Source organism: Paraburkholderia sp. PAMB 6770, from assembly GCF_057748135.1.
The window spans coordinates 747,745-772,565 of record NZ_CM173239.1; the positions used below are offsets into that span (position 1 = coordinate 747,745).

Below are 24,821 nucleotides of genomic sequence, written 5' to 3' on the forward strand. Positions count from 1 at the left end.
CGCGACACGGCTATCCCGCAAGCAGTTCGCGGTATTTCGCGGTGGTGCGCTCCGACGGCGCGACGCCCAGCACCACCGACAGGATGTGACGGCAACGGCGATACGTCTCCAGCGCACCGGAGACGTCGCCGTTGTGTTGCTGGGCGTCCATCAGGCGGCGGTACAGGTCTTCGGACAGGTTGTCGACCTCGATGCCGCGCCGGTAGAGGGCGATCACGTCGGACCAGCGCTGCGCGTGTTCGAGCAGCGCGCCGAAGCGGTGAATGAAGCGGAAAAACCGGCTCCTGATGCGGTCCGCGGCCGGCGCGATCCATGCCGATTCTTCTTCGAGGCCGAGAAAGTCGTCCTTGTACAGCTGGAAGAGGCGGTTCACGCGCCGCCTGACGAGTGCGCTGTCGATGTCGAGCGCGGCGAGTTCGATGTCGTCGAGCATCCGGCCCGAGAGCTGGTTGAACTCGAACACGTCGACCCACACGAGTTCGCGGTTCAGCGACACCGCGCGGTTGGTCTGGATCACCGCATCCTCCGACAGCAGCTTGCGCAGCCGGTGCAGCGCGGAATCGAACGATTTCTGCGCGAGGTCGCCCGGCGAATCGGGCCACAGGTCGCCGATGATGATGTTCAGGTCGACCGCCGCGCCGCCGTGCGCGATGATGGCCTTGAGCAGATCCAGCGGCCGGCGCTGCGCCTTGCCGATGGTCTTCAGCGGCGTGTCGCGCTGAACCACGAGGAAGGTGCCGAGCGTATAGACCCGGAACGCCCAGGGCCACGCTTCGTGGATCCGCTCGACATCGGGCGCGAGCTGGCGCTCTTCGACGACGGCGACCACGTGCTCGCGGGGCACGTCGTGTTCGAGCGCGGCGGTGCACCACTGCGCGATCTCGCGGCGCGGCAGGAACAGGCTGGGAAACGCGCCCATCGCGCAGGCGAGCGCGAAGCTCGCGCGCAGCGGCGCGCCGGGCGCGTCGGGGGCGCCTTGCATCGCGGCGCGCAGCGCGGCCAGCAGATGCGCGTGAAACGCGTAATAGCGGCCAAGCTGTTGCGCATACCCGTCGAGGCGCGCCATGCTCTGCTCGAACGCGGTGAAGTCGCCGGTGTGCAACTGCACGTGGGCGTGGCCGAGCAGCGCGTCCGCGCGGACCGTGAGCGGCACGCCGTCCTGTTCGGCGGCAAGCGATGCCGTCCGGATCGCTTCGCAGGCCGAAGCAATGCGCTGCGTCTGAAGCGCGAGCGCGCAGAGCGAGACGCTCGCCGATACCATGTCGGCCGGCGTCGAGCGGGCGAGCGCGAGCACTTCGGGCGCGGCGGCCAGCGCGCTCGCGCGCGGATCGAAGCGCTCCACGCAGCGCCGCAGCCGCCGCACCTGCGAGGCGCCGTGCAGGCGGGCGAGCGCGGGATGCTCGCGGGCGGCGGCGGCGGTCTCGTCGAGCAGCGCGACGGCGTCTTCGTGCTGACGCAGGGTCGCGAAGTAGTCGGCGAGCGAGAGCTGCCAGCGCAGCCGCAGCGGCAGCGATACCGCCGTGCCCGACAGCATCGCGCGCGTGTGCGACACGATGCGGCCGAGCGCATCGGACTCGCCGGCGTGCACGTAGTAATCGGTGAGCGCGATCGCGCGCAGCAACCGGGTCTCGGCGCCGGATTGCGCAAACAGCGTGGCGGCGAGTTCGTTGGCGAGCGCATGCGCTTCGTCGGCAAGCGCCGGGTCGCTGGCGAAACCGTGCAGCAGCGTGGTGGCGAGCAGCATCACGGACTGGCTGTCGAATTTGTGGCGCTGCGAGCGGTACAGGGCGTGCAACGCCGCGAACAGCGGCGGCAGCGCGGCGTCGTGCCCCGGCGACATGTCGCAGGCGAACGCGAACCACAGCGCGCACTGGAAATACAGCCGCGGGTGGTGATGGGGCGTGGTGCGCTCGAGCGCATGCTGAAAGCGCGTGCGCGCCGCCGCCGGATCCGCCGGCATCAGGCTGCGGCCGAGCCAGTAGAGCAGCGTCGGATCGCATGCGCCGAGCGTCTCGGGCATGGCGTCGATCATCCCGCGCAGGCTTGCCGCCATGCCGTCGGCGAGCAGCGCCTCGGCGCTTTGCTCGATCAGCTGGGTCGCCGCGCTCCAGTCTTCCGTCTCGGCGTAGATGCAGAACGTGGAGTACGCGGCCGCGACGCCGCTGCGCGGCGGCCCAGCTTCCTTGCGCAATGCGCCGAGGTGCGCATGCGCGAAGGTCGAGCGGCATTCGTTGAGCAGAAAGCGCCGGAACAGCGGGCCCCATGCGAAGGTCTGGCTGCTGTCGTCGAGCGGGTCGAGGTAGGGGAAGCGGTTGCGAAAGAACTCGATGAACGTCAACGGGTTGCGCCGGCCGCCGATCCGGCCGAGCGCCGCCGGCGTGATCTCGGCGAGATAGGCGGTGCGCAGGCACAGGTCCCACAGGTCGTGCCGGCACGCCGCGGCCTTCGCGCGCTGGTAGAGCCTCGGCAGCATCGGCACGAGCGTCGCATGACGCGCGCCCAGCACACCGCGCGGGTCTTTTCGCAGCCACTCGCAGAGGATCAGCACGTGCCGCAGCAGTCCGTGCGACAGCGCATGCAATTCGCGCGCGACGTCGCGATCCGGCCCGAGGCCGGCCGCGAGGGCGACCTGATCCGGCGCGAGCCGCAGCGCAGGCCAGCCGAGCACAAGCGCCGCGGCGCCGGGCGGCGCCGCGTGGCTGACCGCGATGCAATTCAACCGCGTTGCTTGCGATACGACATGGTGAAAAACGTGTTGTCGAATTGCATGGTAATCCGCGCTATCGTGCGTGAGATCGAGCACGAGCGTGCGGCGCCGGCCGGCATCCTCGTGCCCGGCCCATGCGCTCAGGGCAGCCGGCGTAAGCGCGTCGAGCGGCAGCGCGGCGGGCGCGCGGGCGGAGGCCAGCGGACGCGTGAACAGGTAGGGCGTCGACGTTCCCCGATGCGGCACGTTCGCGACGCTGCAATAAAGCGGCTCCGTGTCGCCGAGCGCGAGTGCCGCATCGATCAGCACGAATTTGCCGGCGCCTGGCGGCGCATGAATCCATGTCGATTCGGATCGATGTATCTGTTCGGCGAGTTCGCGAAACACAGCCGACGAGTGCGGATGATCTGCCGGCGCCTGGGTTTCGGCACGGTCGTGTCGCTGCGTCGAACGAGGGTCAGTCGCGGGGCCGGGGCATTCGGAGGGAAGCATGGGCGTGAGCGGGCGAGAGTGTGGGACGGTGGGTGCGCACATGACACTGGATTGACACGTATCGGAGGGGCAGTCGCCGATTGAAATTCAAGTGTCCTGATATTTTCGATATAGAAACAGGTCAGACGAGTATGGGCTTGTATCGGTCTTATGCTTGAAATCGGTAAAACTGCATTGTCTCGTTAATACTACTGAGTGCTTTCCGTAATAAGTGCTATCGTGAATTCATTATAGCGATGCACGGATAAGTTTGGCGTGCGACCACAAGCAATCTGACGCGCAATACGAACTCGGTTGTTTCGTTTTTGTATCTGGGTCAGAGCGGGTGAGCCGGTGATTCCGCAGACGTGCGGCGGTTCACGTCGGGACGGGCCGGCTCGGCACGATTCATCGCGATGCGAGCGCAGAGATCGGGTTCGCACCGCCGCCATGGATGCGTCGATCGCAATCCGTAGGTGAACGGTCGGGGGAGTGATGGGTAGCATCAAAACGTCACCGGCGTATCTCGCGCTACCCGGTGCGGCACACGTCCCGATGTTCTGAACGGGCGTGCGACTCCAACCGACGCGGCAGGGTGCAGGGAGGCGTCATGGCGACGGCATTGATCGACTGGCCGGAACGCGAAGCGCTCGAAGGGCTGATGGCCGGCGAACCTCGCGGATGCGGGCAGTGGCTGCTCGAAATCCGCATCGACAGTCTCGACAAGATGCGGGCGCTTGCCGGCGACGACGCGACAGGCGTGCTGGTCGACGAGGTGCATGGCCATATTCGCGCGGCAATGGACGCGGGCGGCACGGTCGCGCGCATCGCCGAAGGCGCGTTCGCGGTCCTGTTCGGCGCGGCGGGCGACGCGCTCGCGCTGGCTGCCGCGCGCGCAGTCGGCGGGAGTCTGCGCGCGCGCAACTGGTCGCATTGCGCATTTCCAGGCGAGGTTGGATTTAGCGCGGGACTGGTCCGCGTCGCGCGTCGCGCGCAGCCGCGCGAGTTGCTGCGGGCCGTGCACGTCGCGTGCTGCATCGCGCGGCGCGAGCGGGTCGACTGTGTGGCGCTCGACGGCCCATACGACTGCCGGGTAACGTCGTTTCGCGACGAGATGATGAGTCTGCATGCGTTGCGCCGCGCGCTGCGCGACGAGCGCGTCGAACTGTATTACCAGCCTATCGTCCCGCTGGGCGCCGATGCGGCTGCGGACGGAGCGCGCGGCTACCGGCTGGAGCTGCTGTGCCGTCTGCTTGACGATGGCGGCGAACTCGTCGCACCGGCGGATTTCATTCCGCTCGCCGAGCGCGACGGCCTGATGCCGACGCTCGATCGCGCCGTGCTGAGAAAGGCCTTCGCGACCTTGCCGCAGCTCTTCGCCGATCCGGATCGCGATGCGGATCACGATGCGGCCGCCCCTGCACTGCAATCGGTTTCGATCAATCTGTCCGCGGCGTCGATCCAGGACGAGTCGATGCTGGCCTTTATCGAAGACGCATTCCACAGCGGCACGCTGCAGCCGCACCAGGTGTGCTTCGAATTGACCGAATCGCTGGCGGTGTCGAACTTTGCGCGCGCGCGCACGTTCATCGCGGCACTGCGTCTGCGCGGCTGCACGTTCGCGCTCGACGATTTCGGCAACGGAAACGCATCATTTGCCACGCTGTTGCAGGTGGGCGCGCTGGATTACCTGAAGATCGACGGCGTGCTGATCCAGCAACTCGACCGTAGCGGGACCGCCATCAAGATGGTGCGCTCGTGCGTCGCGATCGCGCGCAGCCTGGGCATGCGAACCATTGCGGAGTACGTCGACCGGCCGGAACTGGTCGTGCTGGCGCGCACGCTCGGGGTGGACTACGTGCAGGGCAATCTGATCGGGCGTGCGGAACCGCTGCGCGCGTGGGCGCGCGACGTTTGCCGCAGCGCACTGCATGGCTGAGTTCGTTGCGCGGGGGATCGGCGCTGCGTCAATTGTCTTATAAGTAGGTATTCGGTAAGGAAACGGCTTCTACGATGGGGTGTGAAGCCGGGCAGTGCCGCCGGGCGGAGGGCGGAGGCGCAAACGCCAGGATGCACGGACGGTACTGCGTCGATTCGAGTGGGGTTATGTTCAATTTACTTAGGTATGCAGAAGAAGTGATGAAAGGACGATTGCATTTCATGGGAAGCGCTTAAGACGCTGTTCGTATCGGCGGCCATGAAAGCAATGCACTGAATCGCAGTTCATCTCAAGTGAGCCGTGAAATGAACAAGAATTACCGGAGCATCTATAACGAAGCGCTGGGCGCGTGGGTCGCCGCCAGCGAGATCGACAAGGCGCGGGGTGCGCGAAGCGGGGGCAGGGTGGTTGCGGCGTCGCTGTGCCGGCTCGCGCCGGCCGTGGGCGCGGGTGTGCTGCTGTACGCGTCGCTGGTGCCGCCCAGCATGGGTGCATTTCTCACCGGCAACGGCGCGAACGAGGCTGTCGACGGATTGGCCAGCTACACCTACCAGAATACGGTCTCGGCGGGCTTCAACGGTGTCGCGCTGACGGGGGCGATCGATTGCGGGATGCTCAGTCCGGCCGGATCGGATACCGTGTCCAGCATGATCTATGGCACGGGGGCGAGCTATACCGGGGGGCTATACGGATTCGGGGCACAGACGACCGCCCAGAGCTGGGGGTCCATCGTGCAAACCGGCGCGGGCCAGACCGGCGGGATCAACAACTGGACGACCGCGCAGACGCTCGGCAACGTGGCGGTATCGAGCGGGCAGGCGCCGACGGCCGGCGGAGTCGGCAACACATCCGCGTTCGGGATGAACTCGCTCGCAACCGGCTGCGGATCGCAGGCGACAGGAATGGGATCGAGCGCGCTCGGCTGGGGGGCGATCGCCTCCGGGACGTCCGCGGTCGCGCTCGGGATCAATTCGACGGCGTCCGGGGCGGGGTCGCTGGCGTTTGGCGTGTACGCGACCGCGAGCGCCACGGACTCGTTTGCGCTCGGTACGCAGTCGACGGCCGCCGCGCAGGACGGCATCGCGTTCGGTTCCCAGGCGGTGGTCGCGTCGGGCGCGACGGGCGGGCTGGCGCTGGGTCAGGGGGCGACGGTGAGCGGCGCCTACGGCATTGCGGAGGGCGTGAGTTCGAAGTCGGGTTCGACCGGTCAGAATGTCGCGATCGGCTCCGCGGCCACCAATGCGAACGCTGGCACGGCGGCCGGCGGCGCGGTCGCGATCGGCCGGGCGCAGACGGCGACCGGCGACGGCGCGGTGGCGGTGGGCAGTGCGAACGTCGCGAACGGTGCGGGCGCGCTGGCGCTCGGCGAAACGTCGACGGCGGCGGCGGCCGGCACGATCGCGCTGGGTCAGGGCGCGACCACGCAGTCGGCCAACGGAATCGCGATCGGCACGGGCGCAAGCGCGCAATATGCCGGCAGCGTGGCGATCGGCTCCGGCAGCCAGACCGGGACGGCCGCGCCGACCGGCAACGGTTACATCACCAATACCGCGCCGCCGACGTCCGAGGTGGCGGTGGGCAGCACGTCCTCGCTGCGGCGGATTACCAACGTCGCGGACGGCTCCGCGCCCCAGGATGCGGTGACGGTCGCGCAGCTGAGCACCAGCAATTCGAGCCTGTCGACGGCGATCAGTACGACGAACAGCAAGGTGACGAGCCTGTCCACGTCGACCTCGACAAGCGAAGCGTCGCTGTCGACGGGTCTGTCGACGACGAACAGCGCGGTGACCAGCCTGTCGACGTCGGCCTCGACCGGGCTGAGTACGCTGTCGTCGTCGACGGCTTCGAGCGTGGCGTCGCTGTCCACTGGGGTGAGCACGGCGAATAGTTCGGTTGCGAGCCTGTCGACCTCCAGTTCGACCGGGCTGAGCACGCTGTCGTCGTCGACGGCTTCGAGCGTGACGTCGCTGTCCACCGGGGTCAGCACGGCGAATAGCAAGGTGACCAGCCTGTCGACATCGGCCTCGACAAGCGAAGCATCGCTGTCGACGGGGCTGTCGACGACGAACAGCGCAGTGACGAGCCTGTCGACGTCGGCCTCGACCGGGCTGAGTACGCTGTCGTCGTCGACGGCTTCGAGCGTGACGTCGCTCTCCACCGGGGTGAGTACGGCAAGCAGTTCGGTTGCGAGCTTGTCGACTTCGGCGTCCACCGGGCTGAGCACGGCGAACAGTTCAATCGGGAGTCTGTCGACCGGGGTGAGTACGCTGTCGTCGTCAACGGCGTCGAGCGTGACGTCGCTTTCCACTGGGGTGAGTACGGCGAATAGTTCGGTGGCGAGCTTGTCGACCTCCAGTTCGACCGGGCTGAGCACGTTGTCGTCGTCGACGGCTTCGAGCGTGACGTCGCTCTCCACCGGGGTGAGCACGGCGAACAGTTCGGTTGCGAGCTTGTCGACCTCCAGTTCGACCGGGCTGAGCACGCTGTCGTCGTCAACGGCTTCGAGCGTGACGTCGCTCTCCACCGGGGTGAGCGCGGCGAATAGTTCGGTCGGGAGTTTGTCGACCGGGGTGAGCACGTTGTCGTCGTCAACGGCGTCGAGCGTGACGTCGCTCTCCACCGGGGTCAGTACGGCAAGCAGTTCGGTTGCAAGCCTGTCTACTTCGGCGTCTACCGGGCTGAGCACGGCGAACAGTTCAATCGGGAGTCTGTCGACCGGGGTAAGTACGCTGTCGTCGTCAACGGCTTCGAGCGTGACGTCGCTCTCCACTGGGGTCAGTACGGCGAACAGTTCGGTGGCGAGCTTGTCGACCTCCAGTTCGACCGGGCTGAGCACGTTGTCGTCGTCGACGGCGTCGAGTGTGACGTCGCTTTCCACCGGGGTGAGCACGGCGAACAGTTCGGTCGGGAGTCTGTCGACTGGGGTGAGTACGTTGTCGTCGTCAACGGCTTCGAGCGTGACGTCGCTCTCGACCGGAATCAGCACGACCGACAGCACGGTCGCGAGCCTCTCGACATCCAGTTCGACCGGCGTGTCCTCGCTGTCCACTGCGCTGTCGTCCACGAATTCGAACGTAGACAGCCTGTCCACAGGCCTGTCGACGACCGACAGCACAGTCACAAGCCTGTCGACTTCGGCCTCGACCGGCCTGAGCACGTTGTCGTCGTCAACCACATCGAGCGTGACCTCGCTTTCGACCGGGATTAGCACGACCGACAGCACGGTCGCGAGCCTCTCGACATCCAGTTCGACCGGCGTGTCCTCGCTGTCCACTGCGCTGTCGTCCACGAATTCGAACGTAGACAGCCTGTCCACAGGCCTGTCGACGACCGACAGCACAGTCACAAGCCTGTCGACTTCGGCCTCGACCGGCCTGAGCACACTGTCGTCGTCAACCACATCGAGCGTGACCTCGCTCTCGACCGGAATCAGCACGACCGACAGCACGGTCGCGAGCCTCTCGACATCCAGTTCGACCGGCGTGTCCTCGCTGTCGACCGCGCTCTCATCCACGAACTCGAACGTAGACAGCCTGTCGACTTCGGCCTCGACCGGCTTGAGCACACTGTCGTCGTCAACCACATCGAGCGTGGCGTCGCTCTCGACCGGAATCAGCACGACCGACAGCACCGTCGCGAGCCTCTCGACATCCAGTTCGACCGGCGTCTCCTCGCTGTCCACTGCGCTCTCGTCCACGAACTCGAACGTGGACAGCCTGTCCACGGGCCTGTCGACGACCGACAGCACAGTCACAAGCCTGTCGACTTCGGCCTCGACCGGCTTGAGCACACTGTCGTCGTCAACCACGTCGAGCGTGGCGTCACTCTCGACTGGAATCAGCACGACCGACAGCACGGTCGCGAGCCTCTCGACATCCAGCTCGACCGGCGTGTCCTCGCTGTCCACTGCGCTCTCATCCACGAACTCAAACGTAGACAGCCTGTCGACTTCGGCCTCGACCGGCCTGAGCACACTGTCGTCGTCAACCACATCGAGCGTGGCATCGCTCTCGACCGGAATCAGCACGACCGACAGCACCGTCGCGAGCCTCTCGACGTCCAGTTCGACCGGTGTTTCCTCACTGTCCACCGCGCTCTCGTCCACGAACTCGAACGTGGATAGCCTGTCGACCTCGGCCTCGACCGGCTTGAGCACACTGTCATCGTCAACCACGTCGAGTGTGGCGTCGCTCTCGACCGGAATCAGCACGACCGACAGCACCGTCGCGAGCCTCTCGACATCCAGTTCGACCGGCGTCTCCTCGCTGTCCACCGCGCTCTCGTCCACGAACTCGAACGTGGATAGCCTGTCGACCTCGGCCTCGACCGGCCTGAGCACACTGTCGTCGTCAACCGCATCGAGCGTCGCCTCGCTGTCCACCGGCGTCAGCACGACGGCCAGCACGGTCACGAGCCTGTCGACCTCCACTTCGAGCGGTCTTGCGTCTCTGTCCACCGGCCTCAGCACGACGGACAGCAACGTGTCGAGCCTGTCGACCGGGCTGTCGAGCACTGACAGCAATGTCGCGAGTCTTTCGTCTTCCACCTCCACCGGCCTCGATTCGCTCTCGACGAGTCTGTCGGGCACGGACAGCTCGCTCGCTTCGCTGTCGGGCTCGACGTCGAGCGGTCTCGCGACGGTCAACAGCAACCTCGCGAGCCTGTCACTCTCGACCTCGAACGATTACAGCACGCTGGACAACGGCATCCTGTCGTTGTCGACCGGGTTCCTGACGTTGTCGAGCTCGGTGCTCGTGCTGTCGACGTCGGTCTCGACCGGACTCTCGTCCCTGTCCACCGGCCTGTCGGGCACCAACAGCACGATCACGAGCCTGTCGAGCTCCACCTCGACCGTCGAGGCTTCGCTGTCCAGCGGACTGTCGACTACGGTGGACAGCGTCGCCAGCCTGTCGACCTCCAGTTCGACCAGCGTCGCGTCGCTGTCGACCTCCGTGTCGAGCGGGCTGTCGACCACGCAGAGCAATGTCGCCTCGCTGTCCTCGTCGACTTCGAGCGGCATCAATTCGCTCTCGACGTCGATCTCGAACACGAACAGCGGTCTCGGCAGCCTGTCCACCTCGCTCGCGAGCACCAGCAGCAGCGTGAACAGCCTGTCGAGCGCGCTGTCGACGACCAACAGCACCGTCGGCAGCCTGTCCACGTCGACCTCGACCGGCCTTTCGTCGCTGTCGACCGGTCTGTCGAGCACCAACAGTTCGGTCGCGAGCCTGTCCTCGTCCACGTCGACCGGTATCGGTTCGCTGTCCACCGGGTTGTCCACCGCCAACAGTTCGCTCGGCAGCCTGTCGAGCGGCGTGAGTTCGGCCAATTCCACCGTGCAGTCGCTGTCGCTGTCCACGTCGAGCGGCTTCGCTTCGCTGTCGAGCGTCGCGTCGACCTCGCTGTCGAGCGCCGCGGGTTCGCTGTCGACGAGCCTTGCCGGGACGGCCGCGACACTCGCGTCGGTGTCGACGATCGCGAATTCGGTCGCGCGCATGGTGACGTCCGCCAACGACCAGGGTAACGCGTTCATCGGCACGCTCGTGGGCGGGATGAACAACAACGGCTCGGTGCAGACAACCGGCGAGTCGGGCACGACGATCGAGAACGTCAATCCGCTCACCTGCTCGTCGGTTTCGGGCGTCGACGCGACGGGCACGGGTCTGTGTGCGAAGGCAAGCGGTGCCGGCGCGACCGCGTTCGGCTCCAACGCCCAGGCGAACGGCGAGCAGACCACCGCGGTCGGCTTCCGCTCGGTCGCGTACTACGCCGGCTCGGTCGCGCTCGGCTACAACGCGCAGGCCATTGCGGACCCGACTGTCGCGATCGGCGCGGACGCGCTCGCGTCCGGCAACAACGCGGTCGCGGTCGGTGCGGGGGCGAGTGCGACCGCAACGAACAGCGTCGCGATGGGGGCCAACGCGGTGGCGAGCGGCAGCAATTCGGTGGCGCTTGGCGCCGGCTCGGTCGCGACGGCGGACAACACGGTATCGGTGGGCTCGCCGGGCAACGAACGCCGCATCACCAACGTGGCGCCCGGCATCGACCCCACCGACGCAGTCAACGTGAACCAGCTGGACAACGCGATCGGCAGCGTTCAGTCGCAGATCGGCCAGTACGCGCGCGCGGCTTACTCGGGCGTGGCGGCGGCGACGGCGCTCACGATGATCCCCGAGGTCGATCCGGGCAAGAACTTCGCGATCGGTCTCGGCGCCGGCAGCTACGGCGGCTATCAGGCGATGGCGGTCGGCGCGTCGATCCGTCTCGCGGAGAGCTTCAAGATGAAGATGGGCATTGGCTTCACGAGCGGCAACACCGACATCGGGATCGGTGCGTCCTATCAATGGTAAGGATGCGCGCATCGGCGCGGCGCCGGTGCGCGTATCGGCAGCAGCATGAGAAAGGCAAGTCCATGATCAACCTGATGCAGGAAATCCGCCCATGCGTATCGGCATCTCCATATTGAGTCGCGAGGGGCAAAGCGTCTGGCAGAACGGCCTCAGCCAGAACGTGGTGTTCCTCGCGCAACTGTTCCAGCGGCTGCCGTTCGTCGAGACCGTGGCGCTGATCGACGTCGGCCAGCAACTCGGTCTCGCGCCGGAGGTGGCTGCGCAATGCGGCAACGCGCGCGTGCTGACGCTGCAGCACGCGACCGACGAAGTCGACGTGATCGTCGAGATGGAAGGCGCGCTCGACAACCGCTGGCTCGACCTGATGCGCAGCCGCGGCTGCAAGGTGGTCTACTGCTGTTGCGGCCAGCCTTACGTGGGACTCGTCGAGCCGTCGATGTTCGGGCGGCCGGTCCACGCGGCGCGCCCCGACCGCTGCGACGAGGTGTGGCTGATGCCGAAAGATCGCCTGAGCATCCCGCTGATGCGCACGATGTGCCGGTGCCCCGTCCACGAGGTGCCGTTCATCTGGCGCCCCGTGTTCGTCGAGCAGCGCATCGCCGAGGTGGCCCGGCACGGCGTGCGCTTCGGCTATACGGCGAACCGCGAACGGGACCGCGGTCTGCGCGTCGCGATCTTCGAGCCGAACATCTCGGTCGTCAAGACGTCGAGCATCCCGATGCTGATCTGCGACGAGGCGTATCGTCTCGACCGCGACAGCGTGTCGTTCATGCACGTGCTCAACACGCTGCACATGAAGGATCATCCGACCATGCTGCATCTGGCGAACTCGCTCGACATCGTGCGCGAGCATCATGCGTGCTTCCACGGCCGGCACGACGTGGTGGGCTTCATGGGCCAGAACGCGGACGCGGTGGTCGCCCATCAGTGGGGCAACGACCAGAACTACAGCTATCTCGACGCGCTGTATGGCGATTACCCGCTGATTCACAATTCGCCATGGCTGGGGTCGGCCGGCTACTACTACCCGGGCTTCGACGCGCAGGCGGGCGCCGCGGCGCTGATGAAGGCGGTGCGCGAGCACGATGCGACGCTCGACGCGTACCGGGCGCGCACCCGCGCGTTGCTCGATCAGGTCGATCCGTTTTGCGAGGCCAATCTGGCGAGTTACGCGCAGCGTCTGAAAGCGCTGGCGGGCGAAGCCGGATTCGGGAGGCACTGATGGCCGGGCCGACAAAAACCTCCGCACAAGCCTTGCGCGTCGGCGTATCGCTGTTCGTGCGCAAGGGCGAGCAGTCGCTGTGGGAAAACGGCATTTTCCAGAACTGCCTGTTTCTCGCGATGCTGCTGCGGCGCGTGCCCGCCGTCGCCGAAGTGTCGCTGGTGGTGTGCGGCGGCGACGGCGGCATCGACGACGCGAGCCGCTTCATCGGCGCGTCGCCGGTGCCGTTGATCGATCTCGAACAGGCATCCGCGCAACTGGACGTGATGATCGAGATGAGCGCGCAACTGGCCCGCGACTGGATCGTCGCGTTTCGCGAGCGCGGCGGCAAGGTCGTGTCGATGCGGGTCGGCAACGACTACGTGATCGACATCGAGCGCATGATCTTCGACCGCCCGAACGCATTGCTGATCAGCGGCGCGCCTTACGACGAGATCTGGACCCTGCCCGAGTACGCGCACAGTTGCGCGTCGTACTTCCGCGCGGCGATGCGCGCACCGGTACGGATCGTGCCGCACCTGTGGTGCCCGGACGTGCTCGAACGCGCGATCAGCCGGGATGGACGCGGCGAGCCGTTCGGCTATCGGCCGGGGCGGCGCCGCTGGCGGGTGGGCATCTTCGAGCCGAACATCTGCATGGTCAAGGCGAGCCACATTCCGATGCTGTGCTGCGAAACCGCGCACCGGCAGCGGCCCGCCCTGCTGGAGCACGTGTGGGTCTACAACACGCTGCACATGAAGGAGCACCTCGGTTTCGCGGGCTTTGCGAACAGTCTTGACATCGTCAGGCACGGGCTCGCTTCGTTCGAGGGGCGCTACCCGTTCTATCAGGTGATGAATGCGCAGGTCGACGCGGTCGTCACGCATCAGTGGGAGAACGCGCAAAACTATCTGTACTACGAAGCGCTGCACGGCGGCTATCCGCTGATTCATAACTCGGCGCTGATCGGCGGCTGCGGCTACCGCTACCACGAATTCGACTGCGAGGAGGGCGGCCGGGCGCTGCTGGAGGCGTTCCGGCGGCATGACGACGATCTTCCCGCGTATCGCGACGCGGCCCGGTCGTTCCTGAGTACGCTGCATCCGGCCTATGCGCCCAATGTGCGCAGCTACGGCGACGCGCTCGACGCGCTGTATGCGAGGGGGAACATGCGATGAGGCGAGGACGCTCTGGCTTTCTCCGTGCCGCGCTTGCCGCGGCATGCGTGCTGCTCGCCGGCGGTGTCGTGCCGCGCAGCGGTCTCGCGCAGCAGATCCTCGAAGCGCCGGCTGCGGCGCCGCCGCCCAATCCGTTCGTCGCGGCGGTGCGCTCGCTCGGCGTGCGGCGCTGTCTGCCGGCGCTGGCGGAACTGTCGGCGATCGGCGAACGCAATACGGTGCACAGCGACGGCATGATCGACTGGGATCGCGGCAGTCCCGATACCGGGCCGGTGTTCGCGCTGCTCGGCATGCAGACGCCGCAGGCGAACGCCGCGATGCTGCTGAGCGCCGTGCCGCAAACGGGCGGCGCCTGCTCGATCGCCGCCGAGCGGATCGCGTTCGAGCACGACGACTGCGCGCACGTCGCCGCGCGCGAACTGGGCGGTCTGCACGGCACGCCGCTGGTGCCGCACCTGAGCGTCTACACGTCCGCGCAAGACCGCGGTTCGAGCGTGACGCTGATCGATGCCGCGCCCGGCTGCGTCGTGATCCGCCGCTACGTGAAGATCGCCACCGCGTCGGCGGGCAAGGAGGCGCCATGAACCGCTGGCGAATCGGCATCACGATCGGGCTCAGCCAGCCCGACGAGACGCTCTGGAACAACGGCATCAAGCAGAACGCGGTGTTTCTCGCCGAAACGCTGCGCCACTGCCCGGGCGTCGCGCGCGTGACGCTCGTCAATACGACCAGTGTGCCGGTCACGGCGGCGCTGCCGTGGGATCAGGCGCGCTGGCCGAGCGCGTCGTTCGACGACGTGAAAGAGCAGCTCGACCTCGTCATCGAACTCGGCGGCCAGCTCGACGCAGCCCGCACCGCGTGGCTGAAGGCGCGCAACGTGCGGCTCGTGTCCTACTGCTGCGGCTTCGAGTACCTGCATGCGGCCGAGGCCATGCTCTTCCAGCGGCCGCTGTGGCGCGGCGGGCTGTTCGTCAATGCGCACTACGACGACCTGTGGTTCATCCCGCAGGTGGCGGGCAACACGCAAACGTACCTCGAAGTGATGCGGCGCATTCCGGGCAAGGTCGTGCCGTTCGTCTGGAGCCCAGTGTTCGTCGAGCAGGCCGCGCGGCATCTGCCGGGCGAGGGCGTCTATCAGCCGCGCGACGGCCCGCGCCGGCTGAGCGTCATGGAGCCGAACATCAACGTGGTCAAGTTCTGCCTGTACCCGGTGCTGATCGCGGAGCTCGTGTACCGGTCGCGGCCGCAGGACATCGAGCGGCTGCAGGTCACCAACGCGCTGACGCTCGCGCAGGAGAACGCGGACTTCATCGCACTGATGAACCAGCTGGACATCGTGCGGGGGCACAAGGCCGTGTTCGCCGGACGCTACGAGACGCCGGCTTTTCTCGCGGAGCATACGGACATCGTGATTTCGCATCAGCTGAACAATCCGCTGAACTACATGTATCTCGAAGTGTGCTGGCAGGGGTATCCGCTCGTCCATAACGCGTCGCTCTGCCCGGAGCTCGGCTACTACTACGCGGATAACGATGCGCATGCCGGCGCGCGCCGCCTGAGCGACGCGATCGATACCCACGACAGCGACGCGCACGCGTATCGCGCGCGGCAGCGGCAGCACATCGGGCGCTTTCTGCCCGATCATCCGGGCGTGGTGTCGACCTACCAGACGCTGCTCGACGACGTGATGAGCCGGCCGGTGCGCTAACCGGCGCGGCCCGATGCCGGTGTCACGGGAGCAGACGAACGACGGATCAGCAGGAAGGGCCGCCATATGATGAAGACGAGTCATCCCGCGCCGCGTTGCCGTCTGCCGCGCGCGCGGCACGCGGTGACGCGGCGGACGCGGCGCTGCCGGCAGGGCGCCTCGATCTCGCACGCAAGCGGCTCGACCGGCTGGCCCGCCGACCCCGCTCCGATGTGCCGGCACTGTGCCGTCGCGGTCTGCTGCTCGCGGACGAGGGCGACGCGCGGGCGGCGCAGGCCGCGTACCAGGAGGCGATCGCGCTGACGCCAAACGTCTTCGAAGCGCATTTCAACCCTGCGGTGCGGCTGCGTCGTGGCGGCCATGCCCGGTTTCGGGTCCGTCGGCTGGAACAACGGCCGCGCCGCCGCCGTGTTCTATCGCCTGTTCGGTCCGCTTGCCGGCAAGCGGACCGCGCCAGCCGGTCGACGGCATGGTGGCGGGCTGGGCATGGCGGGCGGCGCACGGGCTCGGCGTGCATCACGCGGTCGAGGCGTTCCCGCTGCGGCTGCGTCACGCTACCGCCCTATGGCGCCCTATGGCGCCCTATGGCGCGCTGTGGCGGGCGAGGCGTGGGGACCGTCTGTCTGGGCGACCTGGCGGGCGCGCCGGCACTGGCGCAACAGCACCGCGAGCCAGCGGACCACGCGCAGCCGCCGACCGCGCCGCGCGGCGCGACAGGGGCGGGTGTGCATTCTCTTGACGTCGATCAGGCAAAACGGGCTCATGACGGGTTCCTTCGTGGCAGGGGCGGGGTCGGGATCTGCTGCCCATCGTAGCGATCCGGGGCGTCCACGGGCATCGGACCCGGGCGAATCGCCGCGCCTGCAGGGTCGGACCGGAGCGGGGTTCTCCGTCCCGGGCGGCGTCCGCTGCCTGCGCAAGACGGCGGATATCGGGGAAAGGCGCGGTATCGATCGGTACCGGTCCGCAGGGGCCGGTTTCTAGCGGTTTCTGCCGGGTTCTGCCGGGTTCTGCCCGTAGCAACCGATCGAGGCCGATGGAAACGGGTAGCAATCGGTAACACGCGGCAGGCGCGAGGCCGGTTTATCTGATGCGCGGCCCCTTAAGCTTTGACGCGAACCGCCGTTATCGCATCTGTCATACGTTTGTTTTACGCTCATGGCCAGTCCCGCTTTGTTCTCCCGTCACGCTCAGGCAGCGCGCGCCCACGCCGCCAAGTCCATGCTGTTGCCTCTGCCGCGCAGCGTGGCCGACGACCTGGCGCTGCAGATGTATCTCGCGCTCGACGCGCTGCGCCGTCGCGCGGGCAGCGACAGCGACGCGCAGAAGCTGACCCAGGCGATGCTGCTGAGCGCGTTCCTGGTCGAATCCGGCTATGGCGAGATGACGAACGAGGCGCTGCGCACTGCCGACGCGCTGATTGCCGAATGCTTCGCGCACGGGCGCGCCTCCGGTGTCTGGCGCCTCGACGAAACCGCTTATTGCGCGTTCGCGGCGATCGTCGGCGGCTACGATCGCCAGTTGCAGAAAGCGCCGCTCTGGGCGCTCACCGATGCAAGCGAGCGCCTGCAGCGTTTGACTGCCGGCGAGCCGTTGCCGGCCGCGGCCCGCCGGCACGCGTAAGCGCGCAATTGTGTCGGAATCCTGAATAGTGTGGCGGGATGCAGGCGGCCGCCCGCGGCGGGGCGGTTACACGCCGGCGTCGCCCTGGTCCGGTTCGATGTCGAGCCGGTAGCCCACCCCGTAGATCGAGCGGATCATGTCCTGCCCGGGGCGTATCGCCTGCAGCTTGCGGCGCAGGTTTTTCACGTGGGTGTCGACGGTGCGGTCGGTGACGACGCGGTGATCGTCATAAAGCTGGCGCAGCAGATGGTCGCGCCGGTAAATGCGCCCCGGCGTCGATTGCAGCAGCGCGAGCAGCCGCAGTTCGATGGGCGTGAGCTGCAGGTCGGCGCCGTCCAGGTGCGCGACGTGCTGCTCCACGTCGACGCGCAGCGGCGAGCGCGGCGGGCTCTCCTGCGGCACCGGCGACGGCAGGCGGCCGCTGCGGCGCAGGATCGCCTTCACGCGCGCGATCACTTCGCGCGGGCTGAACGGCTTGCATACGTAGTCGTCCGCGCCGAGTTCGAGGCCGAGCAGACGGTCGATTTCGTCGACGCGCGCGGTCAGGATGATGACCGGCACCGCCGAGAACGTGCGCAGCTCGCGGCAGATTTCGAGCCCGTTGCGCCCCGGCAGCATCAGGTCGAGCAGGATCAGCGCGGGGGGATCGGCGCGCACGTGCGCAATCACCTGCAGGCCGTCGGCGAGCGCGGCCGGCGCATAGCCCTCCGCTTGCAGGTAGTCGGCGAGCAGCGCGGCGAGCTTCGGTTCGTCTTCGACGATCAGGATCGGCAGCGGGGCGGGCATGTCAGTCATGATGGCGCTCCAGCGGAAGGCGCAGCCGGATCCACACGCCGCCGAGCGGCGAGCGGACGGCGTCGATGGTGCCATGATGCGCTTCGGCGATGTGGCGGCACAGCGCGAGCCCGAGCCCCGCGCCGCCGCTGCGCCGGCTGCGCGACACGTCGACGCGGAACAGCCGCTCGAACAGATGCGGCAGCAGCGGATCGGGCACGCCGGGGTAGGAATCCTGCACGTCGATATGCAGTAGTTGCGCGTGCAACGACACGCTCACGCGTACCTTGCCGCCCGCATCGGTGTAGCGCAGCGCGTTTTCCAGCAGATTCTTCAGCAACTGCGTGAGCCGGTGCGGATCGGCGAGCACGATCGCCGGCGTATCGGCGAGGTCTTTTTCGAGCGTCAGCCCGCGTGCGTTCAGGCGTTCTTCGAATGCGTCGGCGGCGGATTCGACAAGACCGGCGGCATCGACCGGCACCTTCTCGAACGACAGTGCGCCGATATCGGCGAGCGACAGCTCGTACAGATCGTCGATCAGCTGGCTCAGCATCGCCACCTCGTTTTGCAGCGACCCGAGCGACGCGCGATCCAGATGACGCACACCGTCCTCGATCGCTTCGAGTTCGCCGCGCAGCACCGCAAGCGGCGTGCGCAACTCGTGCGAGATGTCGGCGATGAAATTGCGCCGGGTGCGCTCGGCCCGTTCGAGCGACGCGGCGAGCCGGTTGAAGTCCTGCGCGAGCCGCTCCAGTTCGTCGCCGCTGCCCTCCGGCACGCGGGTCGTGTAGTCGCCGCTCGCGAGCCGGTGCGTTGCGTCGACGAGCCGGCGGACCGGCGAGAGGAACACACGCGCGAGCACCATCGCGACCGCGGCGGCGAGCAGCGCCGCGAGCGCGACGATGATCCACGTCGCGCGCAACTGCCGGACCTGGAACTGGCGGTCGGCGGTATAGAACAGGTCCACCGGCGAAGGCATGCCGAGCCAGCCGACCGTGCGTCCGGCCACGCTCAGCGGCCAGAGCCGCGCATCCGGCGGCGGCAGCGGGCCGGTGCCGGCGATCGGGCGCTTCTGCGCGTCGTACAGCGTGAACGGCGGCAGCCGGCCGGACCGGTCCGGTCGTGCGCCGGCCGGGCGCGCATCGGGCCCCTGCGGCGGCATCGGCTGCGGTGCCTGCGGCGGCAAGTTCTGCAGTGCCTGTTGCGAGGCCTGCTGCGGTGCCTGCTGCGGTGCCTGCTGCGGCGCTGGTTGCGGGGCCTGTTGTGGTGCTGGTTGCGGCGCTGGTTGCGGCAAGTTCAGCGGTGCCTGCTGGGACGCATCCGGGGGCAGCGCGCGCGGCGCATCCTGGGGCGGCGGAGCGCCCGCGTCGGGCGGGGAAGGCGGCCACGGCTGGCCGGGCGGCCCCGGCGGCCCCGCAGGCGCGCCGGGTGGTCCGCCGGGCCCCGCATCCCACGGCGGGGGCGGCATCATGCTGATGTGCGCGTGGGCGATGAAGCGCTGCCATGCGTCGCGATCGTCCGTCACGAACGTCCAGTTGCCGTGCTTCGCGTAGGCATCCTGCAGCGCGCTGGCGAGCTGCCGCACGCTTTCCCTATGACGCTCGCCCAGATAATCGATGAAGCCGCTCTCGAAACTCCAGCGCACGGCGACCCCCATCGCCACCGCAATGGCGATGCACGACGTCGAGATCGCGAGAAAGAGCTTGGATTTGATGCCTAATTTCATAGGGAGTCCCCGCCTCGCCGCAGCGGCGCGGCAGTGTGCGCGGGCGTGGCGCGCGGTGGCGCCTCCGCAGGCGTGCGCGCGCCGGGCCGCGCCGGGCCGTATAGTGCCCGAATTTCGCCCGCGCGTGCGGCCCGCGAGGGCCGCGGCGCGCGTTCTTCACACTTTCTCCTCGATTTCCCCATTCTGGCTGCGCATTCGCTCCCTAGTATGGCGGTTGAGCGTGCCGCGTCGATGCGTGCATGCCGGATCGTTTCCGCTGCCGTCTGGAGTGTCATCCCGTGATCAATATGCGGCTTCTGGTGGTCGAGCCCGACCCGTCCGTGCGCGACGCGCTGCGCACGCATTTTCAGCGCGAGCAGATCGACATGTCGGTGCTGTACGGCGCGGCCTCGCTCGTGCATCGCGTCGAGCAGGAACTGCCGTCGGCGATCGTGCTGCGCGCGCAGCCGCCGCAGTGCGACGCGCAGGCCGCGCTGCGCCGCCTGCGCGCCGCCGGCTATGACGTGCCGGTGATCCTCGTCAGCCGCTGCGCCGATGTGATCGACAAGATCATCGCATTCGAACTCGGCGCCGACGACCATCTCGTCGAGCCGTTCGATCTGCGCGAACTGAGCGCGCGCCTGCGCAACGTGCTGCGGCGACGCACGACGGTGGTCTGCGCGGCGCCGGAGATACGCGAGCGCTATGCGTTCGGCGACTGGCAGGTCGACTTTGCGAAACGGCGCCTGATCCGCGATGGCAGGAACGTGGCGCTGCGTTCGAGCGAATTCGCACTGCTGAAGATTTTCGCGGGCCATCCGCTGAAGGTGATGTCGCGCGCGAGCATCATCGCGCTGCTCGGCAAGCGCGACAGCGGGCATACGGAACGCGGGCTCGACGTGCTGGTATTCCGGCTGCGCGCGGTGATCGAACCGGACCCCGCCAGGCCGCAGTTCGTCCAGACGCTGCGCGGTCGGGGCTATATCTTCGTGCCGTGCGGCGAGGCGGGCGACGACGCCCCGCGGCCCGATGCGGCGGCGCTGCCCGCGCCCGTCGGGGAGGCGGAGGCGGCAGAGGCTGCTGCCGTGCCGCGCAGGCGAGGCCGCGCCGCGCGCGGCCTCGCGCGAGAAGTGTGGGCGTGAGCGCCGCAGCGCGTTTCGCCCACGCCGCCCACGCCGCCCACGCCGCCCACACCGCCCACACCGCCCACACCGCCCACACCGCCCACACCGCCCACACCGCCCACACCGCCCACACCAAACCGTTTTCTCCATACGGCTACTGTGCGCGGCCCGTCTCGCGCGTCATGTGAGCAACATCTGGTAAGTACCTCGCACGCAGCCGCTCTGTTCCTGCGATGCGCGCGCACGTGCGCTGGCTAGACTGCGACAGGCTCGCATCCCGCGAGGCCCATGGCCGGCTCACGTACAAGGAACGCAGATGGTCTGTCGTCGTCAATCCCGGAACGCGGCGCGCACGACGGCGCGCCGCCTTGTGTTGATCGGTGCGCTCGCGGCGCTGTGCAGCCTGCAAGGATGCGCGACGTCGCTCGAAACCTTCGGTCTCGGCGCCGGCCTCGGCGCGGCGGGTGCGCTCGGCGCGCTGATCTGCGCGGTCGGCTGCCATTGACCGGTGCGCACCGGGTCCTGCCGGTTCGTGCCGGTTCACACCGGTTCGTGCCGGTTCGCACACTCACCCCTCGCGACCGGCGACGGCCGCCGCGCCGCTTGCACGCGTAGGGCGTCCCCCCGATAATGCCCGGCGCGCCCGGCATCGGCCGAGGCAACGCACCAGGTAACGCACGAGCGGAAGGGAGCAGGGATGAGGACATTCGGGTGGCGGCACGCGATATGCGCGAGCCTGCGGACGAGGCCGGCAGGCGCCGCGACGGCCGCCGGTCTTGACGGCTTGCAGGCACATGGCCGCGTCGACCATCCGGGTGGCGGCGACAGGGCGGCCGACGCGCCGCGCGCCGCGCCCCGCGCTGCAGCAGGTCCGGCCGGCGATCCGGGCCGTCCGTCGCAATCCGGCCAGCGGGCGGCATTCATGAATCACCTTGCCATCCTCGCCCGCGGCCGCGCGATGCGGCGCGTCCTGCTCTGCGGCGCCGCGCTGCTCGTTCATGCGGGTACGGCGCGGAGTGCGTCATTCGATTGCGCAAAGGCCGCATCCGGCGTCGAGCAGGCCATCTGCGCCGACGCGTCGCTCAGCGAACTCGATACGCAACTGGGCGATCTCTACACGGATACGCTGAACACGCTGCCGGCGAACCAGCTTCCGGCGCTGCGCACCGATCAGCGCAACTGGCTCGCCGCGCGCAATGCCTGCCGCGCGCAGTCCGCGCACGAAAACGCCTGTCTGCGCGACAGCATGAAGCAGCGCCTGCAGACGCTGACCGCGCTCGACCGGCGCGCGGCCGCCGCGCTCGATCAGGCGATCGCGGCGATTCCCGCGCATCCCGCCGATGCCGCGGCGCAGCTGCGCGCGTATCAGAACGGGCTGGCGTCGGCCTGGCTCGTCTATCTGCATCAGTTCGAGCCGGCCAGCGGCGTGAGCGCGGCCGAGGCACAGGCGCGCGAACGCGTGGCGTTCGCCGCGCTGACGGACGACCCGTTCGGGCAGTCGGTGCTGCAGGACGTGATGAAGGATCCGAAGGCGAGTCCCGGCAAGCGGGTGCTCACGCTGCTGCGCATGCAGATCGAGCGTGCCGGCTACGACGTCTCGGGCGACCGCCCGTATGTGCACTGCTTCGTGTTCGCGCGCCAGGGCCAGGCGGCGTACGACACGATGGCGGGCTTCTACGGTTCGAGCCGCGACGGCGCCGCACCGGTGTGCGCGCCGACCGGCAAGCTGTTCGAACTGCCCGCGTGGCAACAGCTTTCAGCCGCGTTCGATCCGCTGATGGACTTCGTCGACAACGCGGCCGGCACGCTGCGCTTTGGCGCGTATGCGGACTGGGCGGCGCTCGAACTGCGCGCGACGCTCTCGCCGCGCGACTTCCTGCAGCCTGCCTTGCGCAAGGCGGCGCCCGACCCGGACAGCAGTCTGCGCGACTGGCCTGACGAGAAGGCATGGCCGCGCGCGCGGCGCGAGGCGGCGCTGAACGCGCTGCCGGCGACGATCGCCGCGACCGCGCGCTGGCTGCACGACAATCGCGGGCTGAGCGACGCGGACGCCCAGGCGGCCGCACATACCATCGTCTTCACGTGGATCGACGAGCGCCTCGCGCTCGCGAACCAGGCGCTCGGCGACGATTGAGCGATGCGCTAGCCGCGCGTGTGGTCGGCCATCCAGCTTGCGGCTGCGGCGGCCAGCAGCCGGATCGCGGCGGGCGTGAGCGGCGCCAGCGGCGCGCAGAGTGCGTCGAGGCCGTCCTCGGCGCAGGCCGCTTCGCTGGCTTCCGCGCATCCGAGCAGTTGTCCCAGCTCGCCGCGCCGCGTCTGGATCGCGTCGCGCACGGGCGCGGCCAGATGCAGTTCGTCGAATAGCTGTGCCGGGTTGCGAGCGAGCACCGCCGGCAGCAACGAGGTCATCCCGGTCATGAACGCGTTGTCGTGGAATTCGCTGTCGTGCGGGCGCAGACGGCGCGCCGCCAGCTCCATCAGGCGCGCGCGCGTGCCGACCAGCTGCACGAGCGCATCCGATGCGAGCGTGCGTGCCTGGCCGTCGGTGTACAGCGCGAGCAGCGTCCAGCGGCGCAGCCATCCGGTGCCGACGATGCGCAGCGCGTCGCCGATCCGCAATTGCCGCTGCGGCAGCGGATGGTCCGCGGCGCTCGCGACGCGCAGCACCTGCATCGCGAGCACCGGATTGCGCTTTACCTCGTCCTCGACGCTCGGCAGATCGGGTTCCGCCGCCAGCAGCACCAGCAGCTTCACGAGCGCGTGGCGCAGCGGCGGGATGCGGCGCACCGCGAGCAGGTGCGGATGTGCGAAATAGTAGCCCTGGAACAGGTCGCAGCCGGCTTCGCGCGCCCATTGGTAGACCTCGGGCGTTTCGACCTTCGCGGCCACCACCTGCTTGCCGGCGCGGTGCATCGCGGCGACGAAGGGCGCGAGCGCGCGCGCCCGCCAGTGCGCCGCGTCGAGCTTGACGACGCTCGCGGCGTCGAAGATCGCGCCGTGCGCGTCGGCGCTCTCGCGCAGGTCGTCGAGCGCGAAGCGGTAGCCGGCCTGCGAGAGTTGCGCGATACGCTGCGCGACGCGCGCGTCGTCCTGCACGCCGCGCCCGATCTCGATCACGAAATGCGCGGCCGGCAGCAGCGTCAGCATCTCGTTCATCAGCCAGTCGCGTGCGGCATTGACGTAGCCGGTCGCGCCGCCGAGCACGCTGTCGAGCCCGAGTTCGCCGAGCGTCTCGACCAGGATGTCGGCGGTCGCGCGCGTCGTGTCGAGCGGCGCGTCGTCGTCCGGTGCCGCGCGGTCCGAGCCGGACGGCCGGAACAGCAGCTCGTACGCGACGAGCCGGTTCTCGCGGTCGAGCATGGGCTGCCGGCCGAGGTACGACGTCATCGCGATCAGCGACAGGGCGGCAGCGTCTTGCATCGTGTCAGTCATGCCTGTTACAGGTAATGATGGGGTCGCCGGGCGGCTGGGGCGCGCGCCGCACGGGCAGGGACCGTCTCCTGACCGTACTAACGGCCGCGGCGCCGAAATATTGATGGCGGGGGGCGCCCGGAGAAACCCGCGGCCGGGCCGCGGCGTTGTTCGGCCTGGGCGGGTTCGGACCCGCTCAGGCGGGCTCGGGCGGGCTCGGGCCGACCCGCCCGGGCTCAGGCGGCATCAGGCAGGCTCCAGGGCGCTTTGGCTGGCGAGTGCGATCGCGGTGCGCGCGGGCGAGACGTCGATGTGGGTGTCGGTCTGCACGAGCGCGGCGAGGATCGCGTGGTCGCCGATGCGGGAATCGCACAGCAACTGGTCGCTCGCGGCGAGCCGCACCGTCTGCGCCAGCGTGAAGCCGGCCAGCAGATCGGCGCTGCGCGCGCTCAGCCCGAGCCGGAACATGCCGGTCAGCCGGTCTTCGCGAAGCAGTCGTTGCGCGAGCATCAGATAGGCGAGATTCATTTCCCGGATCATGCCCTGCGTCTGCTCGTCGCCCATCGTTGTATCCCCGCGCGGTTGCGATTGGTGGTGTGCCCCGCGCGGTTGCCCGATGCGCCGCGCTGG

17 protein-coding genes and 1 pseudogene are annotated in these 24,821 nt (G+C 68.3%); 11 read left to right on the forward strand and 7 right to left on the reverse strand.

What is annotated here, in order from left to right; genetic code table 11:
• Positions 1 to 10 precede the first annotated feature (10 nt).
• A complete protein-coding gene (locus AC3AP7_RS20835) occupies positions 11 to 3,016 on the reverse strand; it encodes an AfsR/SARP family transcriptional regulator (RefSeq protein ID WP_487364455.1) in 3,006 nt (1,001 codons plus the stop codon).
• A 772-nt stretch (positions 3,017 to 3,788) separates the two neighbouring features.
• On the opposite strand from AC3AP7_RS20835, the gene AC3AP7_RS20840 reads away from it, so the two are divergent.
• Both AC3AP7_RS20840 and AC3AP7_RS20845 read left to right on the forward strand, forming a co-directional pair.
• Positions 3,789 to 5,117: an EAL domain-containing protein gene (locus tag AC3AP7_RS20840; RefSeq protein WP_487364456.1), complete on the forward strand. Its 1,329-nt coding sequence runs from the start codon at positions 3,789 to 3,791 to the stop codon at positions 5,115 to 5,117.
• Positions 5,118 to 5,422: 305 nt separating this feature from the next.
• A pseudogene (locus tag AC3AP7_RS20845) lies at positions 5,423 to 6,181 on the forward strand (ESPR-type extended signal peptide-containing protein); the annotation flags it as partial.
• A gap of 143 nt (positions 6,182 to 6,324) precedes the next feature.
• Here the strand turns inward: AC3AP7_RS20845 and AC3AP7_RS20850 are convergent.
• Positions 6,325 to 6,513: a hypothetical protein gene (locus tag AC3AP7_RS20850; RefSeq protein ID WP_488324862.1), complete on the reverse strand. Its 189-nt coding sequence runs from the start codon at positions 6,511 to 6,513 to the stop codon at positions 6,325 to 6,327.
• A 2,902-nt stretch (positions 6,514 to 9,415) separates the two neighbouring features.
• On the opposite strand from AC3AP7_RS20850, the gene AC3AP7_RS20855 reads away from it, so the two are divergent.
• From AC3AP7_RS20855 to AC3AP7_RS20875, 5 genes are all read left to right on the forward strand, one after another.
• Positions 9,416 to 11,467 (forward strand): YadA family autotransporter adhesin, encoded by a 2,052-nt coding sequence (locus AC3AP7_RS20855; protein WP_488324873.1) that lies wholly within the window; start codon positions 9,416 to 9,418, stop codon positions 11,465 to 11,467.
• 91 nt (positions 11,468 to 11,558) lie between these two features.
• Positions 11,559 to 12,689 (forward strand): DUF2827 domain-containing protein, encoded by a 1,131-nt coding sequence (locus AC3AP7_RS20860; RefSeq protein ID WP_487364457.1) that lies wholly within the window; start codon positions 11,559 to 11,561, stop codon positions 12,687 to 12,689.
• Complete coding sequence (locus AC3AP7_RS20865) at positions 12,689 to 13,846, forward strand: DUF2827 domain-containing protein (RefSeq protein WP_487364458.1); 1,158 nt, start codon at positions 12,689 to 12,691, stop codon at positions 13,844 to 13,846. Before AC3AP7_RS20860 ends, AC3AP7_RS20865 begins: the two co-directional genes overlap by 1 nt.
• A complete protein-coding gene (locus AC3AP7_RS20870; RefSeq protein ID WP_487364459.1) occupies positions 13,843 to 14,430 on the forward strand; it encodes a hypothetical protein in 588 nt (195 codons plus the stop codon). The genes AC3AP7_RS20865 and AC3AP7_RS20870 overlap by 4 nt, the downstream gene beginning before the upstream one ends.
• Positions 14,427 to 15,554 carry a DUF2827 domain-containing protein gene (locus tag AC3AP7_RS20875; RefSeq protein WP_487364460.1) on the forward strand — a complete coding sequence of 376 codons (1,128 nt, stop codon included), beginning with the start codon at positions 14,427 to 14,429 and terminating at the stop codon, positions 15,552 to 15,554. Before AC3AP7_RS20870 ends, AC3AP7_RS20875 begins: the two co-directional genes overlap by 4 nt.
• A gap of 80 nt (positions 15,555 to 15,634) precedes the next feature.
• On the opposite strand, the gene AC3AP7_RS20880 is transcribed toward AC3AP7_RS20875, so the two are convergent.
• Positions 15,635 to 15,916 (reverse strand): hypothetical protein, encoded by a 282-nt coding sequence (locus AC3AP7_RS20880; protein ID WP_487364461.1) that lies wholly within the window; start codon positions 15,914 to 15,916, stop codon positions 15,635 to 15,637.
• Between the two features lie 859 nt (positions 15,917 to 16,775).
• On the opposite strand from AC3AP7_RS20880, the gene AC3AP7_RS20885 reads away from it, so the two are divergent.
• The gene (locus tag AC3AP7_RS20885) at positions 16,776 to 17,177 is read left to right on the forward strand and encodes a hypothetical protein (RefSeq protein ID WP_487364462.1); all 402 of its coding nucleotides are present in this window, start codon (positions 16,776 to 16,778) and stop codon (positions 17,175 to 17,177) included.
• Between the two features lie 66 nt (positions 17,178 to 17,243).
• On the opposite strand, the gene AC3AP7_RS20890 is transcribed toward AC3AP7_RS20885, so the two are convergent.
• Complete coding sequence (locus AC3AP7_RS20890) at positions 17,244 to 17,972, reverse strand: response regulator (protein ID WP_487364463.1); 729 nt, start codon at positions 17,970 to 17,972, stop codon at positions 17,244 to 17,246.
• Positions 17,965 to 19,677, reverse strand: a complete 1,713-nt coding sequence (locus AC3AP7_RS20895; protein ID WP_487364464.1) for an ATP-binding protein — start codon at positions 19,675 to 19,677, stop codon at positions 17,965 to 17,967. Before AC3AP7_RS20895 ends, AC3AP7_RS20890 begins: the two co-directional genes overlap by 8 nt.
• Before the next feature lie 287 nt (positions 19,678 to 19,964).
• Between AC3AP7_RS20895 and AC3AP7_RS20900 the strand changes: the two genes are divergently transcribed.
• From AC3AP7_RS20900 to AC3AP7_RS20910, 3 genes are all read left to right on the forward strand, one after another.
• Positions 19,965 to 20,798, forward strand: a complete 834-nt coding sequence (locus tag AC3AP7_RS20900; protein ID WP_487364959.1) for a winged helix-turn-helix domain-containing protein — start codon at positions 19,965 to 19,967, stop codon at positions 20,796 to 20,798.
• Between the two features lie 298 nt (positions 20,799 to 21,096).
• Positions 21,097 to 21,285: a hypothetical protein gene (locus tag AC3AP7_RS20905; RefSeq protein ID WP_487364465.1), complete on the forward strand. Its 189-nt coding sequence runs from the start codon at positions 21,097 to 21,099 to the stop codon at positions 21,283 to 21,285.
• Positions 21,286 to 21,702: 417 nt separating this feature from the next.
• Positions 21,703 to 22,914 (forward strand): lysozyme inhibitor LprI family protein, encoded by a 1,212-nt coding sequence (locus tag AC3AP7_RS20910; protein WP_487364466.1) that lies wholly within the window; start codon positions 21,703 to 21,705, stop codon positions 22,912 to 22,914.
• An 8-nt stretch (positions 22,915 to 22,922) separates the two neighbouring features.
• Here AC3AP7_RS20910 and AC3AP7_RS20915 read toward each other — a convergent pair whose 3' ends face one another.
• Positions 22,923 to 24,200, reverse strand: coding sequence for an EAL and HDOD domain-containing protein (locus tag AC3AP7_RS20915; protein ID WP_487364467.1), 1,278 nt, complete (start codon positions 24,198 to 24,200; stop codon positions 22,923 to 22,925).
• 237 nt (positions 24,201 to 24,437) lie between these two features.
• Positions 24,438 to 24,755, reverse strand: coding sequence for a flagellar transcriptional regulator FlhD (gene flhD / locus AC3AP7_RS20920; protein ID WP_487364468.1), 318 nt, complete (start codon positions 24,753 to 24,755; stop codon positions 24,438 to 24,440).
• Between the last annotated feature and the right edge of the window lie 66 nt (positions 24,756 to 24,821).

Bases quoted from the DNA above. Each gene is read 5' to 3' on its own strand.
- AC3AP7_RS20840 (WP_487364456.1), top strand. From the start codon at position 3,789: ATGGCGACGGCATTGATCGACTGGCCGGAACGCGAAGCGCTCGAAGGG.
- AC3AP7_RS20880 (WP_487364461.1), bottom strand. From the start codon at position 15,916: ATGGCCGCCACGACGCAGCCGCACCGCAGGGTTGAAATGCGCTTCGAA.
- AC3AP7_RS20895 (WP_487364464.1), bottom strand. From the start codon at position 19,677: ATGAAATTAGGCATCAAATCCAAGCTCTTTCTCGCGATCTCGACGTCG.
- AC3AP7_RS20865 (WP_487364458.1), top strand. From the start codon at position 12,689: ATGGCCGGGCCGACAAAAACCTCCGCACAAGCCTTGCGCGTCGGCGTA.
- AC3AP7_RS20885 (WP_487364462.1), top strand. From the start codon at position 16,776: ATGCTGTTGCCTCTGCCGCGCAGCGTGGCCGACGACCTGGCGCTGCAG.
- AC3AP7_RS20915 (WP_487364467.1), bottom strand. From the start codon at position 24,200: ATGCAAGACGCTGCCGCCCTGTCGCTGATCGCGATGACGTCGTACCTC.
- AC3AP7_RS20890 (WP_487364463.1), bottom strand. From the start codon at position 17,972: ATGACTGACATGCCCGCCCCGCTGCCGATCCTGATCGTCGAAGACGAA.
- AC3AP7_RS20870 (WP_487364459.1), top strand. From the start codon at position 13,843: ATGAGGCGAGGACGCTCTGGCTTTCTCCGTGCCGCGCTTGCCGCGGCA.
- AC3AP7_RS20910 (WP_487364466.1), top strand. From the start codon at position 21,703: ATGAATCACCTTGCCATCCTCGCCCGCGGCCGCGCGATGCGGCGCGTC.
- AC3AP7_RS20860 (WP_487364457.1), top strand. From the start codon at position 11,559: ATGCGTATCGGCATCTCCATATTGAGTCGCGAGGGGCAAAGCGTCTGG.
- AC3AP7_RS20875 (WP_487364460.1), top strand. From the start codon at position 14,427: ATGAACCGCTGGCGAATCGGCATCACGATCGGGCTCAGCCAGCCCGAC.
- flhD (WP_487364468.1), bottom strand. From the start codon at position 24,755: ATGGGCGACGAGCAGACGCAGGGCATGATCCGGGAAATGAATCTCGCC.
- AC3AP7_RS20905 (WP_487364465.1), top strand. From the start codon at position 21,097: ATGGTCTGTCGTCGTCAATCCCGGAACGCGGCGCGCACGACGGCGCGC.
- AC3AP7_RS20900 (WP_487364959.1), top strand. From the start codon at position 19,965: ATGCGGCTTCTGGTGGTCGAGCCCGACCCGTCCGTGCGCGACGCGCTG.